General features: G+C 61.6%; 19 protein-coding genes. 18 read left to right on the forward strand and 1 reads right to left on the reverse strand.

Annotated features, from left to right (window positions below; genetic code table 11):
* Positions 1 to 39 precede the first annotated feature (39 nt).
* The 18 genes from OKC42_RS15200 (at position 40) to OKC42_RS15285 (ending at position 21863) form a co-directional block, all read left to right on the forward strand.
* Positions 40 to 1479 (forward strand): Lcl C-terminal domain-containing protein, encoded by a 1440-nt coding sequence (locus tag OKC42_RS15200; RefSeq protein WP_270803731.1) that lies wholly within the window; start codon positions 40 to 42, stop codon positions 1477 to 1479.
* Positions 1480 to 1492: 13 nt separating this feature from the next.
* Positions 1493 to 2062 (forward strand): Lcl C-terminal domain-containing protein, encoded by a 570-nt coding sequence (locus OKC42_RS15205; protein WP_069527989.1) that lies wholly within the window; start codon positions 1493 to 1495, stop codon positions 2060 to 2062.
* Positions 2063 to 2441: 379 nt separating this feature from the next.
* Positions 2442 to 2846, forward strand: coding sequence for an NADH-quinone oxidoreductase subunit A (locus tag OKC42_RS15210; protein ID WP_005344919.1), 405 nt, complete (start codon positions 2442 to 2444; stop codon positions 2844 to 2846).
* A 29-nt stretch (positions 2847 to 2875) separates the two neighbouring features.
* The gene (locus tag OKC42_RS15215; protein ID WP_005344917.1) at positions 2876 to 3550 is read left to right on the forward strand and encodes a NuoB/complex I 20 kDa subunit family protein; all 675 of its coding nucleotides are present in this window, start codon (positions 2876 to 2878) and stop codon (positions 3548 to 3550) included.
* Positions 3551 to 3552: 2 nt separating this feature from the next.
* Positions 3553 to 5358 carry an NADH-quinone oxidoreductase subunit C/D gene (gene nuoC, locus OKC42_RS15220; protein WP_040067274.1) on the forward strand — a complete coding sequence of 602 codons (1806 nt, stop codon included), beginning with the start codon at positions 3553 to 3555 and terminating at the stop codon, positions 5356 to 5358.
* An 80-nt stretch (positions 5359 to 5438) separates the two neighbouring features.
* Entirely contained in the window at positions 5439 to 5981 is a 543-nt protein-coding gene (gene nuoE / locus OKC42_RS15225) for an NADH-quinone oxidoreductase subunit NuoE (protein ID WP_042658436.1), read from the forward strand.
* On the forward strand, positions 5978 to 7363 hold the full coding sequence (gene nuoF / locus OKC42_RS15230) for an NADH-quinone oxidoreductase subunit NuoF (RefSeq protein WP_270820194.1): 1386 nt from the start codon (positions 5978 to 5980) through the stop codon (positions 7361 to 7363). The genes nuoE and nuoF overlap by 4 nt, the downstream gene beginning before the upstream one ends.
* 41 nt (positions 7364 to 7404) lie before the next feature.
* Positions 7405 to 10161 carry an NADH-quinone oxidoreductase subunit NuoG gene (gene nuoG, locus OKC42_RS15235; protein WP_270803733.1) on the forward strand — a complete coding sequence of 919 codons (2757 nt, stop codon included), beginning with the start codon at positions 7405 to 7407 and terminating at the stop codon, positions 10159 to 10161.
* Entirely contained in the window at positions 10158 to 11126 is a 969-nt protein-coding gene (gene nuoH / locus OKC42_RS15240; RefSeq protein WP_005337244.1) for an NADH-quinone oxidoreductase subunit NuoH, read from the forward strand. The genes nuoG and nuoH overlap by 4 nt, the downstream gene beginning before the upstream one ends.
* Positions 11127 to 11136: 10 nt before the next feature.
* On the forward strand, positions 11137 to 11679 hold the full coding sequence (nuoI, locus tag OKC42_RS15245) for an NADH-quinone oxidoreductase subunit NuoI (protein WP_005337245.1): 543 nt from the start codon (positions 11137 to 11139) through the stop codon (positions 11677 to 11679).
* Between the two features lie 10 nt (positions 11680 to 11689).
* Positions 11690 to 12241, forward strand: coding sequence for an NADH-quinone oxidoreductase subunit J (nuoJ, locus tag OKC42_RS15250; protein ID WP_005337246.1), 552 nt, complete (start codon positions 11690 to 11692; stop codon positions 12239 to 12241).
* A complete protein-coding gene (nuoK, locus tag OKC42_RS15255) occupies positions 12238 to 12546 on the forward strand; it encodes an NADH-quinone oxidoreductase subunit NuoK (protein WP_005337247.1) in 309 nt (102 codons plus the stop codon). The genes nuoJ and nuoK overlap by 4 nt, the downstream gene beginning before the upstream one ends.
* On the forward strand, positions 12543 to 14390 hold the full coding sequence (gene nuoL / locus OKC42_RS15260) for an NADH-quinone oxidoreductase subunit L (protein WP_270803734.1): 1848 nt from the start codon (positions 12543 to 12545) through the stop codon (positions 14388 to 14390). Before nuoK ends, nuoL begins: the two co-directional genes overlap by 4 nt.
* Before the next feature lie 99 nt (positions 14391 to 14489).
* Positions 14490 to 16034, forward strand: coding sequence for an NADH-quinone oxidoreductase subunit M (gene nuoM, locus OKC42_RS15265; RefSeq protein WP_270803735.1), 1545 nt, complete (start codon positions 14490 to 14492; stop codon positions 16032 to 16034).
* Positions 16031 to 17494 carry an NADH-quinone oxidoreductase subunit NuoN gene (gene nuoN / locus OKC42_RS15270; protein ID WP_040067262.1) on the forward strand — a complete coding sequence of 488 codons (1464 nt, stop codon included), beginning with the start codon at positions 16031 to 16033 and terminating at the stop codon, positions 17492 to 17494. Before nuoM ends, nuoN begins: the two co-directional genes overlap by 4 nt.
* Positions 17495 to 17726: 232 nt before the next feature.
* Entirely contained in the window at positions 17727 to 18863 is a 1137-nt protein-coding gene (locus OKC42_RS15275; protein ID WP_270803736.1) for an FIST C-terminal domain-containing protein, read from the forward strand.
* On the forward strand, positions 18860 to 20317 hold the full coding sequence (locus tag OKC42_RS15280; protein ID WP_270803737.1) for an HD-GYP domain-containing protein: 1458 nt from the start codon (positions 18860 to 18862) through the stop codon (positions 20315 to 20317). The genes OKC42_RS15275 and OKC42_RS15280 overlap by 4 nt, the downstream gene beginning before the upstream one ends.
* A 1-nt stretch (position 20318) precedes the next feature.
* Positions 20319 to 21863, forward strand: coding sequence for an HD domain-containing phosphohydrolase (locus tag OKC42_RS15285; RefSeq protein ID WP_270803738.1), 1545 nt, complete (start codon positions 20319 to 20321; stop codon positions 21861 to 21863).
* Positions 21864 to 21927: 64 nt separating this feature from the next.
* On the opposite strand, the gene purL is transcribed toward OKC42_RS15285, so the two are convergent.
* The gene (gene purL, locus OKC42_RS15290; protein WP_270803739.1) at positions 21928 to 25851 is read right to left on the reverse strand and encodes a phosphoribosylformylglycinamidine synthase; all 3924 of its coding nucleotides are present in this window, start codon (positions 25849 to 25851) and stop codon (positions 21928 to 21930) included.
* Positions 25852 to 25907 lie beyond the last annotated feature (56 nt).

Raw genomic sequence — 25907 nt, forward strand, 5'->3', positions numbered from 1 at the left:
CCGCCCCCGTGAACCTGTGACCGACTCAAGGAATGTGAAGTGAAACCATCCGTACTGGTTATTGCAACCCTCTCAGCCCTGCTCAGCGCCTGTGGCGGCGGGGAAGATAACGCACCACTGGCGATCCCGGACTACCGAGTCGATGTCGCCCTGCCGACTGCCGGTACCCTGTGCGCCGATCTGGATCAGAACTGGCAATGTGATCCTACCGACCCTGCCGTCAGCGGCGAAGGAGTTGTGGCCCTGGTCAGCCGTTCGGCCAACATCGTCAACTCGCCCCTGCTGTTCGTACCGAGGAGCGGAGGCCTGCTGCTGGCACATCCGGCCGCCAAAGGGGATCCACAACGGCTACAACCGACCCTGCTCAGCACCCTGTGGCAGAGCCGCATTGCCGAAGGGGTGGCAGCCGATCGCGCACTGTCACTGCTGCTGGCCGATCTCGCGCCGCTGCAACCGGGCAGCGACCGCGTGGCCCTCGCGGGCCTCGGCCAGTTTGATCAGGCGCTGCAGCAGGTGGCGATCAGCTTGCAGCAACAGGCCCGCGTACGACTTGCCACCGCCAAGGAGACCCAATTGCTCACCACCAGCTATCGCGCCATCAGCCTGATGCTGGAGCAATTGGCTCAGGAGTGGCAGCGCAACGGCCAGTTTGCCGAAGAGACCCAAAGCGAGCTGCTGACCCTGCTGGTGCAGCAGCAGCCACGCAACCTGCTGACCGTCACCGGCGTCACCACCTTCAGCGATGGCAACGATCCGCTGCTGGAACAGGAGCCCGACGACTATCCGGGACAAGATGCCAGCTGGAATCGCACTCGTCCCCAGCTTGCCTATCGCAAACTCGATGATCTCGGTCAGGTTCTCCCCGACAACGCGCCGAGCTGGCAGTGCGTCAAGGATCTCAATACCGGTTTGGTGTGGGAGGTCAAATCGGACGATCCCTTGAGCCCGGCCTGGAAAAGCAGACCCTTTGCCTATGAAGATGAGCAGTTCAAGGCGACCGCAGGCGAGCAGCAAGCGGCCTACCAGCATATTCATAAGAGGATCGAACAGCTCACCGCCGAAGGAGATCTGTCGGCCCTCGCCCGGGCACAGGCGCTGACCACCATGCTGACCACCCGCGCGTATCAGCAGTGGCTCAATGGCGAGCAGCGCTGCGGCATCAGCCAGTGGCGGCTGCCCACCATGGGTGAGCTGATGTCACTGATGCACTACGGCAGCCTGGCCAAGGACCCGCTGGGTCAGCGCATCATCGTGGATACCCGTTACTTCCCGGATATCGCCTCCTCGGAAGATGACACCTACCATGGCTACTACTGGAGCGCCACCAGCAACACCGCCCAGCGCTTCTCCGGTGGCCCCATCAGCAAACGCACAGTCCTGCTCTTGGGAGAAGATGCGGGCACCACCTATCCCGCGCTGGTGCAGCAAGATACCTATATCGAGCTGATGCAGGTACGACTGGTCGCCACTCCCCAATAATCCGAGGAATATCATGAGCCTTTATCGCTTTTCGTTCGCCATGATGGCACTGATGGCCCCCCTGGCCCACGGTGCTGCCATTTGTGATGACACCATGGATCGCACCGCCCCCTCTGCCCGTTTTCTTGACCATGGCAACGGCACCGTCACGGATCAACACACCGGCCTCACCTGGATGCGCTGCAAACTGGGACAGACATGGAGTGGCAACAGTTGCCTGGGTGAACCGACCGTTTACTACTGGCAGCAGGGGCTGCAAGTGGCGGAGCGGATCCGCAGTGACAGCAGTCATGCTCTCTATCACTTCGGCGGTATCAGCCAGTGGCGTCTGCCCGACATCAAGGAGTTAGCGACCCTGGTCGAGCATGCCTGCTACAAGCCCTCTCTCAATGAAGCCATTTTCCCGCGCGCCATGGCGGGGGGCGGTAAAGAGGTCAATGAGGGCTATGTCTATCTGATGAGCAGCACGGTAACCTCCGCCAATGGTCAGCGGGCGTATCTGGATATCACCTCGGGAGATATCGGTCTTCGCTCCATTGGCGCCTACCCGGATCAGGTCTTGCTGGTCGCCAATAAACCCTGACCGCCCCACGCTCGAAACCGGAACGCGATGACAGGAGAGGCTTGCGAGCCTCTCTTTTTATTGCTCTTGCCGCTCCCCTATCTCACCCGCCATCACGCTCTTCTCCCGCCTGTGCCCCCTGCCCGCGATACCGACCTGATCCTGCTTCGCCCGCGGCATTTACCCCTTTCAGGTGATGACGAGGAGCAGCTCTCTGCGCTTTACAGGCCTTTCTCGCCCGCCATAACCAGCAAAAAAGTGCGCTTCTTAACAAAATTTAATTACCGGTTAACCGATTAATAATTAACCCGTAAAAATGACATGTAAATCAGTGCGAAAGTGTCATAATGCGTAACATTATTGTTAAGTCGCTTGATTAATTTGGTTAGGAAAAACCTCTATGTTTGCTGATATTTCTGCTCAACATTGGGCTTTTGCCATTTATGTCATCGGTGCCATCACCATCTGTCTGGTGATGATAGGCCTCGCCGCCCTGCTGGGAGGTCGTGCCTACGGCCGCACCAAGAACAAGCCATTTGAATCTGGTGTCGACTCGGTCGGCAGTGCCCGCCTGCGTTTTTCCGCCAAGTTCTATCTGGTCGCCATGTTCTTCGTCATCTTCGACGTCGAGGCGCTCTACCTGTTTGCCTGGTCTGTCTCCGTGCGGGAGAGCGGCTGGGTCGGCTTTATTGAAGCCACCATTTTCATCGGACTGCTGCTTATCGGCCTGATCTACCTCTGGCGCATCGGCGCACTGGACTGGTCACCGCGCAAACCGCAGCTGAACAACAAAAACAGTGATTGAACCACAGACCCTTTCCTTGAGGTTGCACCATGAAGTACACCCTGACCCGGATTGACCCGGATGCACCCGTTGAGCGCTACCCCCAGGAGCAGCGCCAGACCGTCGATGACCCACTGGCGCAAGAAGCGACGCGCGGCATCATGATGGGCCGCCTCGAGGAGGTGCTGCAAGACACAGTCAACTGGGGCCGCAAAAACTCCCTCTGGCCTTACAACTTCGGCATCTCCTGCTGCTACGTGGAGATGTGTACCGCCTTCACCTCCCCCCACGATGTGGCCCGCTTCGGCGCCGAAGTTATCCGCGCCTCGCCCCGTCAGGCCGATTTCATGGTGATTGCAGGGACCCCCTTCATCAAGATGGCGCCAGTCATCCAGCGCCTGTATGAACAGCTGCTCGAACCCAAGTGGGTGATCTCCATGGGGGCCTGTGCCAACTCCGGCGGCATGTATGACATCTATTCAGTGGTGCAGGGGGTGGACAAGTTCCTGCCGGTCGACGTCTACATTCCGGGTTGCCCGCCCCGTCCCGAAGCCTTTTTGCAAGCCCTGATGCTGCTGCAGGACTCCATCGGCAAAGAGCGCCGCCCCCTCTCCTGGGTGGTGGGCGATCAGGGGATCTACCGTCCCCAGATGCAGGCCGAAAAAGAGCGCAAGCGCGGCGAACGGATCAATGTGACCAACCTGCGCACGCCGGATGAGATCTGACCATGAAACTGACTCGTGATTTTCCCAGCAATTACGCCATGGCCCAGTGGCAGCCCAGCGACCACAAGGATGCCAAAGTCATTGGCGAACTGTTTGCCCACTTCGGGGCCGAGCACTTCACCGTGCAGACCACGCGCACCGGCGTGCCGGTGGTCTGGCTTCCCCGCGAACTGCTTCAGGATGTGATGGGCTTTTTGCGCAAGGTGCCCTCCCCGTTTGTGATGCTGTTTGATCTCAGCGCCACCGATGAGCGGCTGCGCAGCCATCGCGACGGTCTGCCCCAGAGCGATTTCACCGTCTTCTATCACCTCATCTCCATCGACCGTAACGCCGATGTGATGTTGAAAGTGGCGCTGGCCGAGAGTGACCTGCATCTGCCCACCATCACCAACCACTTCCCCAATGCCAACTGGTACGAGCGGGAAGTGTGGGATCTGATGGGCATCACCTTCGATGGTCACCCCCATCTGACCCGCATCATGATGCCCAAGAGCTGGCAGGGTCACCCGCTGCGCAAGGATTACCCGGCGCGCGCTACCGAATTTGATCCCTTCATGCTCGATGCCGCCAAACAGGACATGGAGCAGGAGAACCTGCTGTTCAAACCGGAAGAGTGGGGCCTGGCCCGCGGCAACGAGAATGAGGACTACATGTTCTTGAACCTCGGCCCCAATCACCCCTCTGCCCACGGTGCCTTCCGGTTGGTGTTGCAGCTCGATGGCGAGGAGATCCGCAACTGCGTGCCCGACATCGGCTACCACCATCGTGGTGCCGAGAAGATGGGCGAGCGCCAGTCCTGGCATAGCTACATCCCCTATACCGACCGGGTCGAGTATCTGGGCGGGGTGATGAACAACCTCCCCTATGTGCTGGCGGTCGAGAAGCTGGCTGGCATCAAGGTACCGCAGCGGGTCGACATGATCCGGGTGATGATGGCGGAGTTGTTCCGCATCCAGAGCCACCTATTGTTCCTCGGGACCTATATCCAGGACGTGGGGGCCATGACCCCGGTCTTCTTCACCTTCACCGACAGGCAGAAGATCTACACCATCATCGAAGCGATCACCGGTGCCCGCATGCACCCGGCCTGGTTCCGTATCGGCGGTGTCGCCCACGACCTGCCGAAGGGATGGCAACGGCTGGTGCAGGACAACCTGTTGAGCTGGCTGCCCAAGCGGCTGATGGATTACGAAAAAGCAGCGATGCGCAACAGCATTCTGCGCGGTCGAACCATAGGCGTCTCTGCCTACACCACCGAGCAGGCGTTGTCCTGGGGCACCACGGGGGCCGGATTGCGCGCCACCGGCCTCAACTTCGACGTGCGCAAGTGGCGCCCCTACTCCGGTTACGATCAGTTCGACTTTGAAGTGCCGGTCGGCAGCAATGGCGATGCCTACGACAGAGCCACCGTGCGGATCGAGGAGATCCGCCAGAGCATGTCGATCATCGAGCAGTGCATGAAGAACATGCCGGAGGGCCCCTTCAAGGCGGATCACCCCCTCACCACCCCGCCGCCCAAAGAGCGCACCCTGCAGCACATTGAGACCCTGATCAACCACTTCCTGCAAGTGTCTTGGGGCCCGGTGATGCCCGCAGCCGAGTCGTTCCAGATGATCGAGGCGACCAAGGGGGTCAACAGTTACTACCTGACCAGTGACGGCTCCACCATGAGCTACCGGACCCGGATCCGCACCCCGAGCTTTGCTCACCTGCAACAGATCCCCTCGGTGATCAAGGGCAGCATGGTGTCGGACCTCATCGTCTATCTGGGCAGTATCGATTTTGTTATGTCGGATGTGGACCGTTAAGTGATCCGCCCTCCCGGCCATGGCCGGGAATTGGGATCGCCGGACGAGCAGTAAAAGGACAAGCCACCAAAGGTCAAGTCATGAGCCAGCAATGTCAGTGTCACAATAATCAGACCCCACAGGGGCAAGGGGCATGCAGCAGCAAACAGGACGACTTCGTTCTGAGCCAGGCTGAACGCGATGCCATCGAACACGAGAAACACCACTACGAAGATCCCCGCGCCGCCAGCATCGAAGCGCTCAAGATCGTGCAGCAGGCCAGAGGCTGGGTACCCGACGGTGCCATTCACGCCATCGCGGCCGAGCTCGGCATTCCCGCCAGCGACGTGGAGGGGGTTGCCACCTTCTATAGCCAGATCTTCCGCCAGCCGGTAGGCCGTCACATCATCCGCGTCTGCGACAGCATGGTCTGCTACATCAATGGCCATGAAGATCTGATGGCCGGTCTCAAGGAGGTGATGAACCTCGGCCCCGGTCAAACCACCCCGGATGGCCGCTTCACCCTGCTGCCGGTCTGCTGCCTTGGCAACTGCGACAAGGGGCCAGCGATCATGATCGATGACGACACCTATGGCGGCCTCGATCCGGTGACCTTACTGAAAACGCTGGAGGCTTACCCATGAGCCTGCCGCAGAACAAGATCCTCGCCTCTCTTGGCACCGCCAATCGCACCCCGCGAGCCCCCGAGACCCACCCGCTCACCTGGCGGCTGCGGGACGACGGCCAGCCGGTGTGGCTGGAGGAGTATCAGGCCAAACAGGGCTATGAAGCCGCCCGCAAGGCGCTCGGCCAGATGAGCCCGGACGAGATTGTCAGTACCGTCAAGGATGCCGGTCTCAAGGGGCGTGGCGGCGCGGGCTTCCCCACGGGTGTGAAGTGGGGGCTGATGCCCAAAGACGAGAGCATGAACATCCGTTACCTGCTCTGCAACGCCGACGAGATGGAGCCCAACACCTGGAAAGATCGCCTGCTGATGGAGCAACTGCCCCATCTGCTGCTCGAGGGGATGATCATCAGTGCCCGGGCGCTCAAGGCCTATCGCGGCTATATCTTCCTGCGCGGCGAATATGTGGATGCTGCCATCCACCTGCGCCGGGCGGTGGAAGAGGCAAAAGCTGCGGGCCTGCTGGGCAAGAACATTCTGGGATCCGGTTTTGACTTCGAGCTGTTCGTCCACACCGGCGCCGGTCGCTACATCTGTGGCGAAGAGACGGCCCTTATCAACTCGCTGGAAGGGCGCCGTGCCAACCCGCGCGCCAAACCCCCCTTCCCCGCCGTCTCCGGCGTCTGGGGCAAACCCACCTGCGTCAACAACGTCGAGACTCTCTGCAACGTCCCCGCCATTATCGGCAACGGGGTCGCCTGGTATCACGGACTGGCGCTGCCGGGCTCGGAAGATCACGGCACCAAGCTGATGGGCTTCTCCGGCAAGGTGAACAACCCCGGGGTCTGGGAGCTGCCGTTTGGCATCACCGCCCGCGAGCTGTTTGAAAATTACGCCGGCGGCATGAAGAGCGGCTATCGCCTGAAAGCCTGGCAACCGGGCGGCGCGGGAACCGGCTTCCTGCTGCCGGAGCACCTCGATGCGCAGATGTATACCGCTGGTATCGGCAAGGTCGGCACCCGGATGGGGACTGGCCTCGCCATGGCGGTGGATGACTCCATCAGCATGGTCTCCCTGCTGCGCAACATGGAGGAGTTCTTCGCCCGCGAGTCGTGTGGCTGGTGCACGCCCTGTCGCGATGGCCTGCCCTGGAGCGTCAAGCTGCTGCGGGCACTGGAACGTGGCGAAGGGCAATCCGGCGATCTGGCGACTCTGGAACAACTCTGCGGTTTCCTTGGCCCGGGCAAGACCTTCTGCGCCCACGCACCGGGCGCCGTCGAGCCGCTCGCCAGCGCCATCAAATATTTCCGCTCCGAATTCGAGGCCGGGATCAAAGGCAGCGGTGATAACCGCAAGCCGGTCAAAGGGATCCAGCCCAATCTGCTGGGCGAGCGCTGGTAACGACACCACAGATTTCACAAAACAGGTTTCAGGGAAGTTGTATGGCAACCATTTATGTAGACGGCAAAGAGTACGAGGTAGACGGAGCAGATAACCTGCTGCAAGCCTGTCTGTCGCTGGGTCTGGACGTCCCCTATTTCTGCTGGCATCCGGCGCTGGGTAGCGTTGGCGCCTGCCGCCAGTGTGCGGTCAAACAGTATCAGAATGCCGATGACAAACGCGGTCGTCTGGTCATGTCTTGCATGACCCCGGCCACCGATGGCAGCTACATCGCCATCGAGGATGAAGAGGCTAAAGAATTTCGCAAGAGCGTGGTGGAGTGGCTGATGACCAACCACCCCCACGACTGCCCGGTGTGTGAAGAGGGCGGCGCCTGCCACCTGCAGGACATGACGGTGATGACCGGCCACAACAGCCGTCGCTACCGCTTCACCAAACGCACCCACCAGAATCAGGAGCTGGGCCCCTTCATCGGTCACGAGATGAACCGCTGCATCGCCTGCTACCGCTGCGTCCGTTACTACAAGGATTATGCCGGTGGCGAGGATCTCGGGGTCTATGGTGCCCACGACAACGTCTATTTCGGGCGGGTCGAGGATGGCACCCTGGAGAGTGAATTTTCCGGCAACCTGGTGGAGGTCTGCCCCACCGGCGTCTTCACCGACAAGACCCACTCCGAACGTTACAACCGCAAGTGGGACATGCAATTTGCCCCCAGCATCTGCCAGCAATGCTCCGTGGGCTGCAACATCAGTCCGGGCGAGCGTTATGGCGAGCTGCGCCGCATCGAAAACCGCTTCCACGGCAGCGTCAACCACTACTTCCTTTGTGACCGTGGCCGCTTTGGCTATGGCTATGTCAATCTGGCCGACCGCCCGCGCCAACCGCTGCTCAAAGATGGCAACGACCAGCTGACCATCACGGTCGATGGCGCCCTCAACCGAGCCGCCGATGCCCTACGCAGCGCTAGCAGCCTCATCGGCATCGGCTCGCCCCGCGCCTCGCTGGAGAGCAACTTTGCCCTGCGCGAGCTGGTGGGTGAAGCCAACTTCTACGCTGGCGTCGAGCAGACCGAGTGGGCCTGTCAGCTGAAGATGCTGCAGATCCTGCAACAGGGCGGCGTGCCAACCCCGAGCCTGCGGGACATGGAAGAGGCCGACGCCATTCTGCTGCTCGGCGAGGATGTCACCATGAGCGCAGCCCGTATCGCGTTGGCGCTGCGCCAAGCCGTCAAGGGCAAGGCCCGCGAGCTGGCCCGCAAGATGAAGGTCGATCTGTGGCAAGTCGCCGCCGTTCAGACCCTGGGTCAGAACGAGCGCTACCCGCTGCTCATCACCAGTCTCGACACCACCCGTCTGGACGATGTGGCGGCCGACAAGCTGCACGCCCCCTATGCCGATCAGGCGCGCATTGGCTTTGCCATCGCCAACCTGCTCGACCCGGCCGCACCGGCCTTGACCGATCTCGGCCCCGAACAGCAGGCACAAGCGACTCGCTGGGCCGAGCTGCTCGGCAACGCCAAGAAGCCGCTCATCATTGCAGGCTCCAGTGCCCGCGATGTGGCGCTGCTTGAGGCGGCCAGCAACATTGCCCGCGCCCTGAAAGGCCGTGGACAGGAAGCCAACATCGCGCTGGTTGGCCAGGAGGCCAACTCGCTGGGTCTGGCCATGCTGGGCGCTCAAACCTTGACAGACAAGCCACTCGAAGCCGCCCTTGCGCGTATCGAGTCAGAAGAGGGGTTGGCGCTGGTCACCCTGGAGAACGATCTCTACCGCCGCGCGCCGCGCAACCGGGTGGATGCTGCACTGGCACGGCTGCAGCACCTGCTGGTCATCGACCATCAGGCGACCCCGACCGCCAACAAGGCTGATCTGGTGCTGCCAGCGGCCAGTTTTGCCGAGGCCGATGGCACGCTGGTGAACATGGAAGGGCGCGCCCAGCGCTTCTTCCAGGTCTATGCGCCCGCCTTCTACAACGCCGATATTCAGGTGCGTGAAGGGTGGCGCTGGCTGACGGCGCTGCAAGGGGCGATCGAACGCAAGCCGCTGCGCTGGCAAAACTTCGACCAGGTCAACCATGACTGTGCCACCAGCAATCCGCTGCTGGCTACCATGCTGGAAGCGGCGCCCAACGCAGGCTTGCGGATCCGTGGCATGCGACTGGCCCGTGAGCCGCATCGTTACAGCGGTCGCACCTCCATGCTGGCGGATCAGAACGTCAGCGAGCCGCGGGTAGCGCAAGATCCCGACTCCCCCTTCAACTTCTCCATGGAAGGGTATGCCGGAGCCCGTCAGCCGCTGCCGCAAGTACCGTTCGCCTGGGCGCCGGGCTGGAACTCTCCCTCCGCCTGGAACAAGTTCCAGGATGAAGTGGGTGGCAAACTGCGTGCTGGCGATCCGGGTCGCCGTCTGCTGGAAGCAACAGACCCGCAGGCAGAAGGCAAGGAGCTGCTCGGCTGGTTCACCACCATCCCTGCCCCCTTCAAGGCCGCAGAGGCGCTGCAAGTGGTCAATTATGCCCAGCTGTTTGGCGGCGAGGAGCTCTCCGCTCGCAGCCCGGTCATTCAGGCCCGGATGAACGAACCCGAGCTGGTGCTCAATCCCCTTGATGCGCAGCGTCTGGCCCTCCACGGGGGCAGTCAGGTCTCCTTCTCCTGGGGCGGTAGCCACTGGCAACTGCGTCTGCGGCTTAGCGAGCAGCTGAGCGCCGGTCTGGTGGGGCTCCCCCTTGGGGTGAACGGCCTGCCGACGGCCCTGCAACAAGCCTCAATCACTAACCTGCAGGAGGTGATCGCATGAGCGAGTCGCTGATCGATCTGTTGCTGGAGGTGGGCAAGGCACTGATCGTGCTGGTGGGGATCGTGGGGGCTGGCGCCTTCATGAGCTTCATCGAGCGTCGTCTGCTGGCCCTGTGGCAGGATCGCTACGGCCCCAACCGGGTGGGGCCGTTTGGTCTGCTCCAGCTGGCCGCCGACATGATCAAGATGTTCTTCAAGGAGGACTGGATCCCGCCGTTCGCTGATCGGCGGATCTTTATCCTGGCCCCCATCATCGCCTTCACTGCCTTTATTCTGGCGTTTGCGGTGGTGCCCATCACCCCCACCTGGGGCGTGGCGGATCTCAATGTGGGGCTGCTCTACATCCTGGCCATCGCGGGGCTGGCGGTCTATGCGGTGCTGTTCGCCGGCTGGTCGAGCAACAACAAATACTCATTGCTCGGCAGCTTGCGCGCCTCGGCCCAGACCCTCTCCTACGAGGTGTTTCTCGGACTCTCCCTGATGGGGATTGTGATCCAGACCGGCAGTTTCAACCTGCGGGATATCGTCGAGGCACAGGCAGACTTGTGGAACGTGGTGCCCCAGATCCTGGGCTTTGTCACCTTCCTGTTTGCCGGTGTCGCCGTCACCCACCGTCACCCGTTCGATCAGCCAGAAGCCGAGCAGGAGCTCGCCGACGGCTATCACATCGAGTATGCGGGGATGAAGTGGGGTCTCTTCTTCGTGGGCGAATATATCGGCATCGTGCTGATCTCCTCGCTCATCGTGACCCTCTTCTTCGGTGGCTGGCATGGTCCCTGGTTGCCCCCCTTCATCTGGTTTGCCCTGAAGACCGCCTGTTTCATGGTGTTCTTCATCCTGCTGCGGGCCTCCCTGCCTCGCCCGCGCTTTGACCAGGTGATGTCGTTTGGCTGGAAAGTCTGCTTGCCGCTGACCCTGATCAATATGCTGGTCACCGCGGCAGTTGTACTGATAAGTACGCAGTGAGGCACTCAATATGAAAATTGTTAGCATTATTCAGGGTGTCGGCACCCAGTTACGCAGTCTGGCCATGGTCTTCTCCCATGCCTGGCGGCCCCGTGAAACCCTCAACTATCCGGAGCAGGCAGTCTATGCGGCCCCCCGCTACCGCGGTCGCATCGTGCTGACCCGCGACCCCGACGGGGACGAGCGCTGCGTGGCCTGCAACCTCTGCGCGGTTGCCTGCCCGGTCGGCTGCATCTCGCTGCAAAAATCCGAGCGGGAAGATGGTCGCTGGTATCCGGAGTTCTTTCGCATCAACTTCTCTCGCTGCATCTTCTGCGGCCTGTGTGAAGAGGCTTGCCCCACCACCGCCATCCAGCTGACACCGGATTTCGAGATGGGTGAGTATCGCCGCCAGGATCTGGTGTACGAGAAGGAAGATCTGCTGATCAGCGGGCCCGGTAAATACCCGGACTACAACTTCTATCGCATGAGCGGGATGGCCATCGACGGCAAGCCGAAAGGGGATGCCGAAAACGAAGCCAAGCCCATCGATGTCAAGAGCCTGCTGCCCTGAGGAGTCAATCATGGAACTGGCATTTTATGCCTCGGCCCTGGTGGCCATTTACAGCACGCTGCGGGTGATCAGCACCAGCAATCCCATGCATGCGCTGCTCAATCTCATCATCTCCCTCATCGCCGTGGCCATGATCTTCTTCTGCCTGGGTGCCGCCTTTGCGGGCGCCCTGCAGGTGATCGTCTACGCCGGCGCCATCATGGTGCTGTTCGTGTTCGTGGTGATGATGCTGAACCTGGGGAGTGCCCAGGCACAGGAGAAAAAGTGGCTCACCCCCATGACCTGGGGGGGCCCAGCCCTGCTCTCGCTGATCCTGCTGGGCTTTCTGGCCCACGGCATTCTCGGGGTGACCGGGGGCCTGATCGGAGTGACCGAGGTGACCGCCAAGCAGGTGGGTGTCGAGCTCTTTGGCCCCTATGTGCTGGCGGTGGAGCTTGCCTCCATCCTGCTGCTGGCGGGTCTGGTAACCGCCTATCACCTGGGTCGGGAAGAGAAGAGCGGTGAAGTGCTCTCCGTCCCGCGCTCTGCTTCCCGCTCTGCACAAGAAGGAGGTCAGCAATGAATGGAATCCCTATGGAGCACGGCCTCCTGCTGGCCGCGGTGCTCTTCTGCATCGGCTTGTGCGGTCTGCTGATCCGCCGCAACCTGCTCTACATCCTGATGAGTATCGAGATCATGATGAATGCCTCGGCACTGGCGTTTGTGGTGGCGGGTAGCCGCTGGGCCCAGGCCGATGGCCAGATCATGTATATCCTGGTGATTTCTCTGGCGGCAGCGGAGGCCAGTATCGGCCTTGCCCTGTTACTGCTGCTCTATCGTCGTTACCACACCCTGAACGTGGACACTGTGAGCGAGATGCGCGGATGAGCCTCTTATATCTGACTTTTCTATTTCCGCTGCTGGGATGGCTGGTGTTGGCCTTCTCCCTCGGCCGGTTTGGTGAGCGTACCTCGGCGCTGATCGGGGTAGGCTCCATTGGCCTGTCGGCCCTCACTACCCTGTGGGTGGGCATCGACTTTCTGGGCAACCCGCCCGAGGGGGGCGTCTATGTCCAGCGCCTGTGGCAATGGATGGCGGTGGGCAACTTTACCCCGAGCTTCTCGCTGGCACTGGATGGCCTGTCGCTGACCATGCTGGGGGTGGTGACCGGGGTGGGTTTCTTCATCCACCTGTTCGCCTCCTGGTATATGCGCGGTGAAGAGGGCTACTCCCGCTTCTTTACCTACACCAACCTCTTTATCGCCAGCATGCTGTTTCTGGTGCTGGCCGATGACCTGCTGTTTGTCTACCTCGGCTGGGAAGGGGTAGGGCTGTGCAGCTATCTGCTGATCGGCTTCTACTACAAGGATCGCAACAACGGCGCAGCGGCCCTCAAGGCATTTGTCGTGACCCGGGTGGGTGATGTCTTCCTCGCCATCGGCCTGTTTATCCTCTATCGGGAACTGGGCACCCTCAATATCCATGAGCTGCTGGTTCGTGCCCCGACCCTGTTTGCCGAGGGCTCCCCTGCCCTGTCGCTGGCCTGCCTGATGCTCCTGGGCGGTGCGGTCGGCAAATCGGCCCAGCTGCCGCTGCAAACCTGGCTGGCAGATGCGATGGCTGGCCCGACCCCGGTCTCCGCGTTGATCCACGCTGCCACCATGGTGACTGCTGGTGTCTACCTGATTGCTCGTACCCACGGCCTGTTCCTGCTGGCGCCAGAGATCCTCCATCTGGTCGGGCTGGTTGGCGCCATCACGCTAGTGCTGGCAGGCTTTGCCGCGCTGGTTCAGACCGATATCAAGCGGATCCTCGCCTACTCCACCATGAGCCAGATTGGCTACATGTTTCTGGCACTGGGTGTCGGCGCATGGGAAGGGGCCATCTTCCACCTGATGACCCACGCCTTCTTCAAGGCGCTGCTGTTCCTCTCCGCCGGTGCCGTTATCGTTGCCTGCCACCATGAGCAGAACATCTTCAAGATGGGTGGCCTGCGCAAGAGTTTGCCGCTGGTCTACGCCTGCTTCCTGGTGGGGGGCTCGGCGCTGGCGGCGTTGCCGCTGGTCACTTCCGGTTTCTACAGTAAGGACGCCATCCTGTGGCAAGTAGAAGCATCGGGCCAAAGCGCGCTGCTGTGGGCAGGTCTGGTAGGGGCATTCCTCACTTCGCTCTACACCTTCCGGCTAATCTTTATCGCCTTCCATGGCAAAGAGCAGACCAAAGCCCATGCGGGTCACGGTCTGGCTCACCATCTGCCGCTGCTGGTGCTGCTGGTGCTTTCTACCGGCATAGGCGCGCTGATCACCCCGCCACTGGCAGGTGTACTACCCGCAGGCCCGGGGGACCATATCGAAGAGGGTCGCCATGCGCTGGAGGTAGCCTCTGGCATCATCGCCATCGCTGGCATTGTGCTGGCTGCGTTTCTGTTCCTTGGTGAGCGCCGTCTGGCCACCGCCATTGCCAACAGCGCGCCAGGCCGGCTGCTCAGCACCCTCTGGTTCAACGCCTGGGGCTTTGACTGGCTCTACGACCAGCTGTGGGTCAAACCCTATCTGCTGGCGACCCGTCTGCTGGCCCGAGACCCGCTGGACTGGATGATGGGCCTGCCCGCCTGGTTTGCCCTGCGGGGCAACCAGCTGCTGGCCTGGACAGTCACCGGCAAGTTGCGCTGGTATGCCGCCTCCATGGGGATCGGCGCCGTGCTGGTGCTGGCGCTGTTGCTGTTGGGGTAACGCGATGAACAACACGAAGACCGAAACAGCCGGGCTGTTTGCTCTCCCTGATGGAACAGGGAGCGCAATCTCATATGAACTTGAACGAGAGCTGATACCGTGACCTTACTCTGGATCTTGCTAATTCCTTTTATCGGCGGCTTGCTCTGCTGGCAGATGGAGCGTCTCGGCGGGCAGTTTGTCCGCTGGGTTGCCCTGCTCTCCATGAGCGCCAGCCTGCTGCTCTCCTGTGCCATCTGGCTAAGTGGTGATTTCTCCCTTGCCACCACGGGTCTCGACAGCGCGGGCGTCACCGGTGCTGCCTCCGCCTGGGCCGCCGAGTGGCACCTGCCGTGGATCCCCCGCTTTGGCATCTCTTTGCATCTGGCGGTGGATGGCCTGTCGCTCTTGATGGTGATCCTCACCTGCTTTATCGGGGTACTGGCCATCCTCTGTTCGTGGAAAGAGATCGTGCAACGCATCGGCTTCTTCCATCTGAACCTGCTCTGGATCCTGGGTGGCGTGCTCGGCGTCTTTATGGCGCTGGATCTGTTCCTCTTCTTCTTCTTCTGGGAGATGATGCTGGTTCCCATGTACTTCCTGATTGCACTCTGGGGCCATTCGGTCACTGACGGCAAATCACGGATCAACGCCGCGACCAAGTTCTTCATCTACACCCAGGTGAGCGGCCTTATCATGCTGGTGGCCATCATCGGGCTGGTGCTGACCCACCAGCATGCCACCGGAGTCTTCACCTTCAACTATCTGGAGCTGCTCAATACCCCGATGAGCAAGGGAGTTCAGTGGCTGCTGATGCTGGGCTTCTTTATCGCCTTCGCGGTCAAGATGCCGCTGGTACCGCTGCACGGCTGGCTGCCGGATGCCCACAGTCAGGCGCCGACCGCAGGCTCGGTGGATTTGGCAGGTATTTTGCTCAAAACCGCCGCCTACGGTCTGCTGCGCTTTGCCTTGCCGCTCTTCCCCGAAGCATCCGCCGAGTTTGCTCCCTACGCCATGGTGCTTGGCCTGATCGGTATCGTCTACGGTGCCATCGTGGCCTTTGCCCAGACCGACATCAAACGGCTGGTAGCCTACACCAGCATCTCCCACATGGGTTTTGTGATGATCGCCATCTACTCGGGTAGCGAGCTGGCCCTGCAGGGCGCCGTGGTGCAGATGATCGCCCACGGTCTCTCGGCTGCCGGCCTCTTTATCCTCTGCGGTCAGCTCTACGAGCGGTTGCACACCCGGGATCTGCGCCAGATGGGCGGCCTGTGGGGACGCCTGCGCTATCTGCCCGGCGTGATGCTCTTCTTCTCGGTCGCCTCTCTGGGCATGCCGGGCACCGGCAACTTTGTCGGCGAGTTCCTGATCCTGGTCGGCAGCTTCCAGGTTGCCCCTGTCATCACGGCGGTCGCCACCTTCGGTCTGGTACTGGCCTCGGTCTACTCTCTCATCATGTTGCAGCGTGCCTGCTTTGGCCCCGCCAAGGATGAGAGCATGCTCAAGGGGCTGGATCGCCGCGAGCTGACCATGATGATGGTGATCGCGGGCCTGCTGGTTCTGCTTGGCCTCTATCCCCAACCCGTGATTGACACCGCCAGCAGCAGCCTTATCAACGTGCTGCACTGGTATCTGCTGCCGACTGCTGGAGCCCTGCAATGACTTTCTCTGCTTCCCAACTGCTGGCACTGCTTCCCCTGCTGTTGACCACCGGGGCCATGGCAGCCCTGATGCTGGCCATCGCCTGGCGCCGCTGTGTCACCACCGCCTTTACCGTGACCATTGTTGGCCTCAACCTTGCTCTGTTCTCGCTGCCCATCGTGATGGCGCAAGGGGATCAGGGGGTCACCCCGCTGCTGCAAGTGGACAGTTACGCCGTCTTTTACATGGGACTGGTGCTCATCGGCGCCCTGGCCACCTGCACCTTCGGTCAATCGTGGCTGAAAGCCTACCCGGACAACCGGGAGGAGTTCTTCCTGCTGCTGCTGATCGCCACCGCTGGTGGTCTGGTGCTGGCCTGCTCCCGTCACCTCGCCTCCCTCTTTATCGGGATTGAGATGCTGACCCTGCCGATGTTCGGTCTGGTGGGTTACGCCTACCGCGAGCGCCACTCGCTGGAAGCCGCGGTGAAATACATGGTGCTCTCTGCCGCCGCCACCGCCTTCCTGCTGTTTGGCATGGCGCTGCTCTATGCACAGGCTGGCAGCCTGAGCTTTGCAGCCCTGGGGCAGACCCTGGCCGAGAGCCCGGCTCACCATCCGCTGCTGATGGGCGGTTTGGGGTTAATGCTGGTCGGCTTTGCCTTTAAACTCTCCTTGGCCCCCTTCCACCTCTGGACCCCGGATGTCTACGAAGGTGCCCCGGCACCGGTCGCCACCTTCCTCGCCACCGTAAGTAAGGTGGCGGTCTTTGCCGTGCTGCTGCGCTTCTATCTGGCGGTACCGGCGGCGAGCGATCCCATGATCCACTGGCTGCTGGCAGCCATGGCGGTCATCTCCATCCTGGTCGGCAACCTGCTGGCCCTGGTGCAGACCAACGTCAAACGGATGCTGGGTTACTCCTCCATCTCCCACTTCGGTTACCTGCTGGCGGTGATCGTGGCGAGCCGATTCGGCCAGATGCCGGTGGAAGCAGCCGGGGTCTACCTGCTGATGTATCTGTTCACCAGCCTGGGAGCCTTTGGCGTGGTGAGCATGATGTCGAGCCCCTATCGTGGCAAGGATGCAGACTCCCTGCACAGCTATCGCGGTCTGTTCTGGAAGCGTCCTTACCTCACAGCCGTGCTGACGGTGATGATGCTCTCTCTGGCGGGCATCCCGATGACCCTCGGCTTTATCGGCAAGTTCTACCTCATCGGCGTCACCGTCGAGGCGCAGCTCTGGTGGCTATCCGGTGCCATCGTGCTCGGCAGCGCACTGGGTCTCTACTACTACCTCAAGGTGATGGTGACCCTCTATCTGCGCGAACCGGGTATGCAGCAGCGCGATGCCAGCGCAGACTGGGCGCTCTCCTCCGGTGGAGTGGTAGTGCTGCTCTCTGCAGCGCTGGTGGTGTTGCTGGGGCTCTATCCCCAGCCGGTCATCAGCCTGGTACAAGGGTTCCAGCACGCGGTCTTGCAGTAACCTTTACCGTCGCTACCCCTCATTACCCGCAAAACCGGCAGCCTTGGCTGCCGGTTTTCTATTTGCGTAACAACAGCATCGCGCACTCCACAGGCCAGCAAATGACAGATCAGTCAGCGAGGGTGATACCCATCATGGTTTTTGCCATACAACCAGAACCGGGCGAGATCCTCATACCCTCTTGAATTCCTTATTGATATATTGGTTATATTCTGGAATGGAGTTCAGATTGATGAAGCAACACTACGTTTGCCAATTTAACCCGACAGAACTGGCCGCCACGCTGGCACCCTTGCAAGGAGGCAAGCTGACCATACTGCTGGCCGAACAGGATTGCGCACAGGTTCCCCTGTTGCAGCAGTTGTGCCGCGACTTCAACATCGCCCTGGATGGCGCCATTTTCCCCCAGCTGATCGGTGCGCAAGGATTGTTGCCGCAAGGGGCCTGGCTACTGCCCAGAGCCAACCCCTATCACGCCACACTGCTGCCCCTGACACCGCAGGCCAGCGCAGTATCCCTTGCCCACCGGATTGCGGAACAGGTGGAGAACATGCTGGCCACCTGGCCAACCCCTTCGCCGCCACCAACCCTGTTTCTGACCTTCGACAACCTCATTCCCAATATCGCCTCCATTCTGGATGCGCTTTATCTGCAACTGGCCAATCGCGTCAACTATGCCGGCGCCAACGCAGGCAGCGGCAGCTTCACCCCCCTTGCCTGCCTGTTCGACAATCAACGGCAACTTGCCTACGGGGTCAACTGCACACTGCTGCCCAGCAACAGCTTTCCCTTTCTGGAACATGGTTACCAACTCTCGGCCCAACCGATGCTGGCCACCAGCAGTGAAGCGAACAAGATTGCCTACATCGATTGGCAACCGGCCTTTCAAAAATATCAGGGGCTGATCCGCCAGCAATTCCAGCACACTATGGTGCGCAAGGAGCTCTACCGTTTCGTGGTGCACATGCCACTGGGCCTGCTGCGGGCCAACGGGGATGTGATTGTCAGGATCCCCGTCGAGGCAAACGATGACGGCGCCCTGCTCTGCGCCGGCGAGGTCGCGGAGCACAGCATCCTCACTCTGCTGAAGGCGCCAGAGAGTGCCACCGAACATGCCTGCTTACTGGCCAGGCGCCTCAACCAGCAACAAACCCTCACCCGGGCACAGTTGCTGGAGGTCTACTACTGCGCAGGACGCCAGCTGCACTTCGACCAGCAGACAGTGACCGAGCTGCACACCCTGCTGACTCACTCGGGGGCCGGCGATCTGGCAGGAGCCCTCTCCCTTGGCGAAATTGGCAGCGTGCGCCACGGGGATTACCCCCAATTTCATAACGGCGCCATTCTCTGTAACGGGGCATTGATATGAACAACGACCACGCCATGGCCATCGTCTGCGATCTGGCGCTCTGCATCGGGCGTGAAGTGACGCTGGATGCGCTGCTCACCAAGGTACTGCAACGTTTTATGCATCACTGCGCCACGCCGGTTGGTGCGGTATTGCAGCAACAACGGGAGGAATACAAGCTGCTCAAGGTGATCGGCGACGAGCAGCTTCGCCAGCACACCGGCACCACCCTGGCCCTGCCTGGGTGGGTCAGCGAGGAGGAGCACTGCCTGCTGCAACAGACGCTCCCCCTGCCGGGCAGCCGCCCCTACCAGTTTGCCTATCGGCTCAAGGTTGAAGGGGGTTATCTCATCTTGCTGCTCGCCCCCCAGCCACATCAGCAGATCGTACCGGTCTGCCATCTGTTCAGCCCGGTGCTTGGCAACCTGGCCCGCGCCATTTCCCTCTGCAAGGACAGCGAGCTGCTCGCCCTGCGTCAGCAGGCCGAACTGAAGGATCTGAAACACTTCAACGAATCCCTGCTCAAGGCCATCCCGATCCCTGTGTTCTACAAAGATATCGAGGGGCGATTTCTGGGCTGCAACCAGGCCTTCAATCAGGTGATCGGCATCGGCAAGGAGGCGCTGCTGGGTCGACGGGTCGAGGAGCTGCTGCCAGTCGGGCTTGCCGAGGCCTACAGCATGCGGGAAGCCGAGTTGCTGCGAAGTCGCCAGCCCCAGTGCATCGAACAGCAGTTGCATGACCGCAATGGCATGCGCTATCAGGTCATCTGTTTCAAGGATCTCTTCTATGACCATCAGGGGATGGTTGCCGGCATCATCGGCACCCTGGTCGACATCACCCGCCTCAAGGAGAGCGAGCGCCACCAGCGTGAGCTGCTGTTCCAGACCATCAGTGCCCTCGCCAGCGCCATCAGCCACAAGGATCGCAACAGTGCGGGCCATGAGCTGAGGGTACGCGATTTGGCACTGGCCATCGGGCAGGCCATGCAGCTGCGGCAAGAGCGGCTGGATGCGCTGGGACTGGCGGCCATGGTGCACAATATTGGCCTGCTGCAGATCCCTACCGAGATCATCACTCGCCCCCGTGAATTGCGGCCGGTGGAGTTCGAACTGATCAAGCAGCACCCCCAGGCCGGCCACGATATTCTCAAACAGATCGACTTCCCCTGGCCCATCGCCACCATAGTGCTGCAGCACCACGAAAACCTCGATGGCAGCGGCTATCCGCAGGGGCTGGCGGGCAACGCCATTTCCCTGGAGGCGCGCATTATCCGGGTGGCCGACTCGCTGATCGCCATGACCTCCCATCGCCCGTTCCGCCGGGCCATGCCCCTGAGTGACGCCTTTGCCGAACTGACCCGCTATGCCGGGATCCATTACGATGAAAAAGTGGTCAACAGCTGTATCGTGCTCTGGCAGACCGGCTACCACTTCGGCCCTCCCATCAGTCAACTTGCAGACAAGGCGGGATAAGATGTCCGAACTCCTCACCTCCTGTGCACTCCCCCACCCACTGACCGATGCTCTCCCCTCCTCGGCGCTGTTGCTGACCCAGGTGATGGATCAGCTTCCCTATCGGGTGCTGCTCAAAGACACCCGATTCAGCTACATTGCGGGCAACCGCCTGCTGGCGGCGGATCTCGCCCTCTCCCCAGAGGCACTGGTGGGCAAGAATGACTGCGACTTTTTTCCCCCCGAACTGGTACAGCGCTATCGGGAGGATGACGCCCGAGTCATGCGCGAGGGGATACACCAGCACATCGAAGAGCCCTATCTGAAGGGGGGAGAAGCCCGCTGGCTCAGCACCACCAAATTTCCCCTGCGTGATGAGGCGGGGGTCATCGTGGGGGTCGGCGTCTTCTTCGAAGACATTACCGAGCAGAAGTGGCAGCAGGAGAAACTGCAACAGTACACCTGGACCCAGCAGGCGATCAGCCGCGCCCACCACGCCCTGCTCAAACCGGGCGATGAGCCACAACTGCTGCAGGATATCTGCGATGCCATCGCCGTCGATGACCGTTTTCCGCTGGTCGCAGTGCTGCAAGGCCAGCCCGAACTCGCCCAACCGCCGAGGATCGTGGCGCAGGCAGGCAGTGCCGATGCCTCGGAACAAACGCTGTGGTTGAACGATGAGGCCCTCACCCAAGCCATCCTCCACCAGCGGCGTCTCAATCAGGTGATCTTCCACGAGCGGCCCCATACCGGCCACCACCCGTTGCGCTCCCGCCTGCTGATCCCCTTGCCACTGCAGGAGGATCTGGCTGGTGCGCTGATCATTCACAGCGACCAGCCACGGTTGTTCAGCCAGGAGGAGGAGCAGCTCTTCATCCAGCTGACCGACTACCTCACCTATGGCCTGCAGGCGCGCCATACCCAGCAGGCTTATCTGCGCTCGCAACAGGAGAAGATCTTTCATGCCCGCCAGCTGGAGCTGGCACTGGAAGATGCGCTGGGTGCCATCGCTGCCGTGCTGGAGCAGCGCGATCCCTATACCGCTGGCCATCAGAAACATGTGGCCAAGCTGGCCCAAGCCATCGGCCGGGAGCTCAGGCTGGAAGAGAAGCGGCTGCGGGGGATCTATCTGGGCGCCATGGTGCACGATATCGGCAAGATCCAGGTACCGGCCGAAATTCTCACCAAACCGGAGCGCCTCACGCCGCTGGAGTTCGAGCTGGTCAAGGAACACCCCGCCATCGGCTATCTGGTGCTCAAGGATATCGACTTCCCCTGGCCCATCGCCCGGATGATCCACCAGCACCACGAGTATCTCGATGGCTCCGGCTATCCGCTGGGACTCAAGAGGGATGAGATCCTGCTGGAGGCCCGCATCCTCACCGTCGCCGATATCGTCGAATCCATGTCCTCGGATCGCCCCTATCGCGCCGCCCTCGGCATTCCCCAGGCCAGGGAGCAGATCATCCAGATGCGCGGCCATCAGCTCGATGCGGATGTGGTGGATGCCTGTCTGCGGATCCTCGACCGGGGAGACTTTATCCCCCAACCGCTCGGCAAGCCGTAACGACACGGATTAAAAAACCGGCCAATTGGCCGGTTTCTGTTTTTATGCGCTGGTGCTGTCTCTATTAACCCAGACGAACCCGGGCGTTGCGGAACATCCGCATCCAAGCGCCGTCCTCGCCCCAGTTGTCGGGGTGCCAGGAGTTGGCCACGGTGCGGAACACCCGCTCCGGGTGCGGCATCATGATGGTGGCGCGACCGTCGGTGGTGGTCACGGCGGTGATACCATCCGGCGAGCCATTCGGGTTGGCCGGGTACTGCTCGGTCACGCTGCCGCGGTTGTCGACAAAACGCAGCCCTACCAGACCGCTCTGCTGCAGTGCGCTCAGGTGAGCGGCATCGCGCACCTCGACACGCCCTTCCCCGTGGGAAACGGCAATGGGCATCACCGAGCCTGCCATGCCGGCGAAGAAGGCCGATGGGGACTCCTGCACCTCAACCAGACTGAAGCGGGCCTCGAAGCGCTCGGAGCGGTTGCGCACAAAGCGCGGCCAGAGATCGGCACCCGGGATGAGTTCTCGCAGGTTGGACATCATCTGGCAACCGTTGCAGACACCCAGAGAGAGGGTATCGCCGCGCTCGAAGAAGCGCTGGAACTGCTCGCGGGCGTTGTCATTGAACAGGATGGACTTGGCCCAGCCTTCCCCCGCCCCCAGCACGTCACCGTAGGAGAAACCGCCACAGGCCACCAGGGTCTGGAACTCCTCCAGCTTGATGCGACCGGAGAGAATGTCGCTCATGTGCACGTCCACTGCCGTGAAACCGGCACGATCGAACGCCGCCGCCATCTCCACATGGGAGTTGACCCCCTGCTCGCGCAGCACCGCCAGACGGGGGGAGACCCCGCGGGCAATGTAAGGGGCTGCCACATCCTCGGACGGGTTGTAAGTCAGCTTGGCATGCAGACCCGGATCGGTGGCGTCCTGACGGGCCGCGTGCTCACTGTCGGCGCACTCGGGATTGTCGCGCAGGCGCTGCATCTGCCAGCTGGTCTCACCCCAGATGGTGCGAAGTGCGGTACGGCTGGCACGATAGACCTCCTGACCGCCCCGCTGCAGGGTGATGAGGTCCCCTTCGCGCACGGTACCGAGCACATGGGAGCAGGCCGCCAGACCGTGACCGGCCAGCAGGGTCATCACCGTCTCTTTGTCTTCACGACGCACCTGAATGACGGCGCCCAGCTCTTCGTTGAACAGCGCCGGCAGCAGCTCGCCGCCGATGCGATCAAGCTGGATGTCGAGGCCGCAGTGGCCGGCAAACGCCATTTCGGTCAGGGTGACGAACAGGCCGCCGTCGGAGCGGTCGTGGTAGGCGATCAGTTTGCGATCGGCCACCAGCGCCTGAATGGCGTTGAAGAAGCCCTTGAGCTGGACCGGATTGTCGAGATCCGGCGCCTTGTCACCCAGCTGGCGATAGACCTGCGCCAGCGCCGAGGCGCCGAGGCGCTGCTTGCCATTGCCAAGGTCGATGAGGATAAGGTCGGTTTCACCGAGATCGGTACGCAGCTGCGGAGTAACCGTGTTGCGCACATCCTCGACCCGGGCAAAGGCGGAGATGAGCAGGGAGAGCGGCGAGGTGACGCTGTGCTCCTTGCCATCCTGCTGCCAGCGGGTCTTCATGGACATGGAGTCCTTGCCCACCGGAATGGTGATGCCCAAGGCCGGGCAGAGCTCCTCACCTACCGCTTTGACCGCCTCATAGAGACCGGCATCTTCACCCGGATGACCGGCAGCGGCCATCCAGTTGGCGGAGAGCTTGACCCGCTTCAGCGACCCGATATGAGCCGGCGCCAGGTTGGTGAGCGCTTCCGCCACCGCCATACGAGCGGAGGCGGCGTGGGAGAGCAGCGCCACCGGGGTACGCTCGCCCATGGACATGGCTTCGCCGTGATAGCTGTCATAGGTGGCAGCGGTGACGGCGCAATCGGCCACCGGGATCTGCCAGGGGCCAACCATCTGGTCGCGATTGACCAAGCCAGTCACGCTGCGATCGCCGATGGTGATAAGGAAGGACTTCTCCGCCACGGTCGGCAGGCGCAGTACCCGCTCGGCCGCGTCACTCAAAGTGATGCCATCAAGCTGGAGCGCTTTGCCTTGGGCAGGCAGGGTCACCACGTCGCGGTGCATCTTGGGCGCCTTGCCCAGCAGCACGTCCAGCGGCAGATCGATGGGCTGATTGTCAAAGTGGCTGTCAGAGAGGGTCAGATGCTTCTCTTCGGTCGCGGTACCGATGACGGCATAGGGTGCGCGCTCGCGCTCGCACAGCGCCTTGAACAGCGGCAGCTTGTCCTGCGCTACCGCCAGCACGTAACGCTCCTGGGATTCGTTGCACCAGATCTCCAGCGGGCTCATGCCCGGCTCGTCGCTCTGGATGGCGCGCAGATCGAAACGACCGCCACGCTCACCGTCGTTGACCAGCTCCGGCATGGCGTTGGAGAGACCACCCGCCCCCACGTCGTGGATAAAGACGATAGGGTTGTCGTCACCCAGCTGCCAGCAGCGATCGATCACCTCCTGGCAACGGCGCTCCATCTCGGGGTTATCACGCTGCACCGAGGCAAAGTCGAGATCTTCGGCTGACTGGCCGGAGGCCATGGAGGATGCGGCACCACCGCCCAGACCGATGTTCATCGCCGGGCCGCCCAGCACGATCAGCGCCGCGCCAACCGGGATATCCCCTTTCTGGACATGCTCGGTGCGGATGTTGCCGATGCCGCCCGCCAGCATGATGGGCTTGTGGTAGCCACGCACCTCGACGCCGTTGTGGCTCGGCACCTCCTCTTCGAAGGTACGGAAGTAGCCGAGAATGGCCGGACGGCCGAACTCGTTGTTAAACGCGGCGCCGCCGAGCGGCCCCTCCTGCATGATGTCGAAGGCACTGACGATACGGCTCGGCTTGCCGAAATCCTGCTCCCAGGGCTGCTCGAAGCCGGGAATGCGCAGGTTGGAGACGGAGAAACCGACCAGACCCGCCTTGGGCTTGGCACCGCGACCGGTGGCTCCCTCGTCGCGGATTTCGCCGCCGGAGCCGGTGGCTGCGCCCGGGAACGGGGAGATCGCGGTCGGGTGGTTGTGGGTCTCCACCTTCATCAGGATGTCGACCTGTTCCTGGTGATACTGGTATTCGCCGTTGGCCGGGCTCGGGAAGAAGCGGCCCCCCTGGCTCCCTTCCATCACGGCGGCGTTGTCTTTATAGGCAGAGAGGACATGATCCGGCGTCTGCTCAAAGGTGTTCTTGATCATCTTGAACAGCGACTTGGGCTGCTGTTCGCCATCAATGGTCCAGTCGGCATTGAAGATCTTGTGACGGCAGTGTTCGGAGTTCGCCTGGGCGAACATGTAGAGCTCGATGTCGTTGGGGTTGCGACCCAACTTGGTGAAATTCTCCACCAGATAGTCGATTTCGTCGTCGGCCAGCGCCAGACCGAGCGCCACGTTGGCTTCGGCCAGGGCTGCGCGACCACCGCCCAGCACATCCACCTGGGTGAAGGGGCGCGGTTCGTGGTGGGCAAACAGGGCGCTCGCCGCTTCCATGTCGGCAAACACCGTCTCCATCATGCGATCGTGCAGCACGGCCGCCACATCGGCGCGCTGGGCGGCACTCAGCTCACCCGGCCCCTTGATGGTCAAGTAATAGGCAATACCACGCTCCAGCCGCTTGACCTGTTTCAGGCCGCAGTTGTGGGCGATGTCGGTTGCTTTGGAAGACCAGGGGGAGATAGTGCCGGGGCGGGGGGTAACAAGAAACAGCTGACCGCTGGGGGTGTGTTCGGGGATGGTCGGGCCGTAGCGCAAGAGCTGGCCCAAGGTCGCTCGCTCGGGGGGAGAGAGGGGGCTTGTCAGCTCGGCAAAGTGCACATACTCGGCATAGACATCCTCTATCTCTACTCCGCTCTCTACTCCACTCTCGTTTCTCATCTGTGCGAAGCGTTGCAGCAGTTTTTGGACACGAAAATCAGACAGTGCTGGGGCACCACGCAAGATATCCATATGACCTTTCTCACCAAGTTTTAAAGTGGGGGGGAATTGAGACGCGCGTATTATAG

Source organism: Aeromonas sp. Y311-2 (assembly GCF_027706025.1).
Taxonomy (GTDB): Bacteria; Pseudomonadota; Gammaproteobacteria; order Enterobacterales; family Aeromonadaceae; genus Aeromonas; species Aeromonas veronii.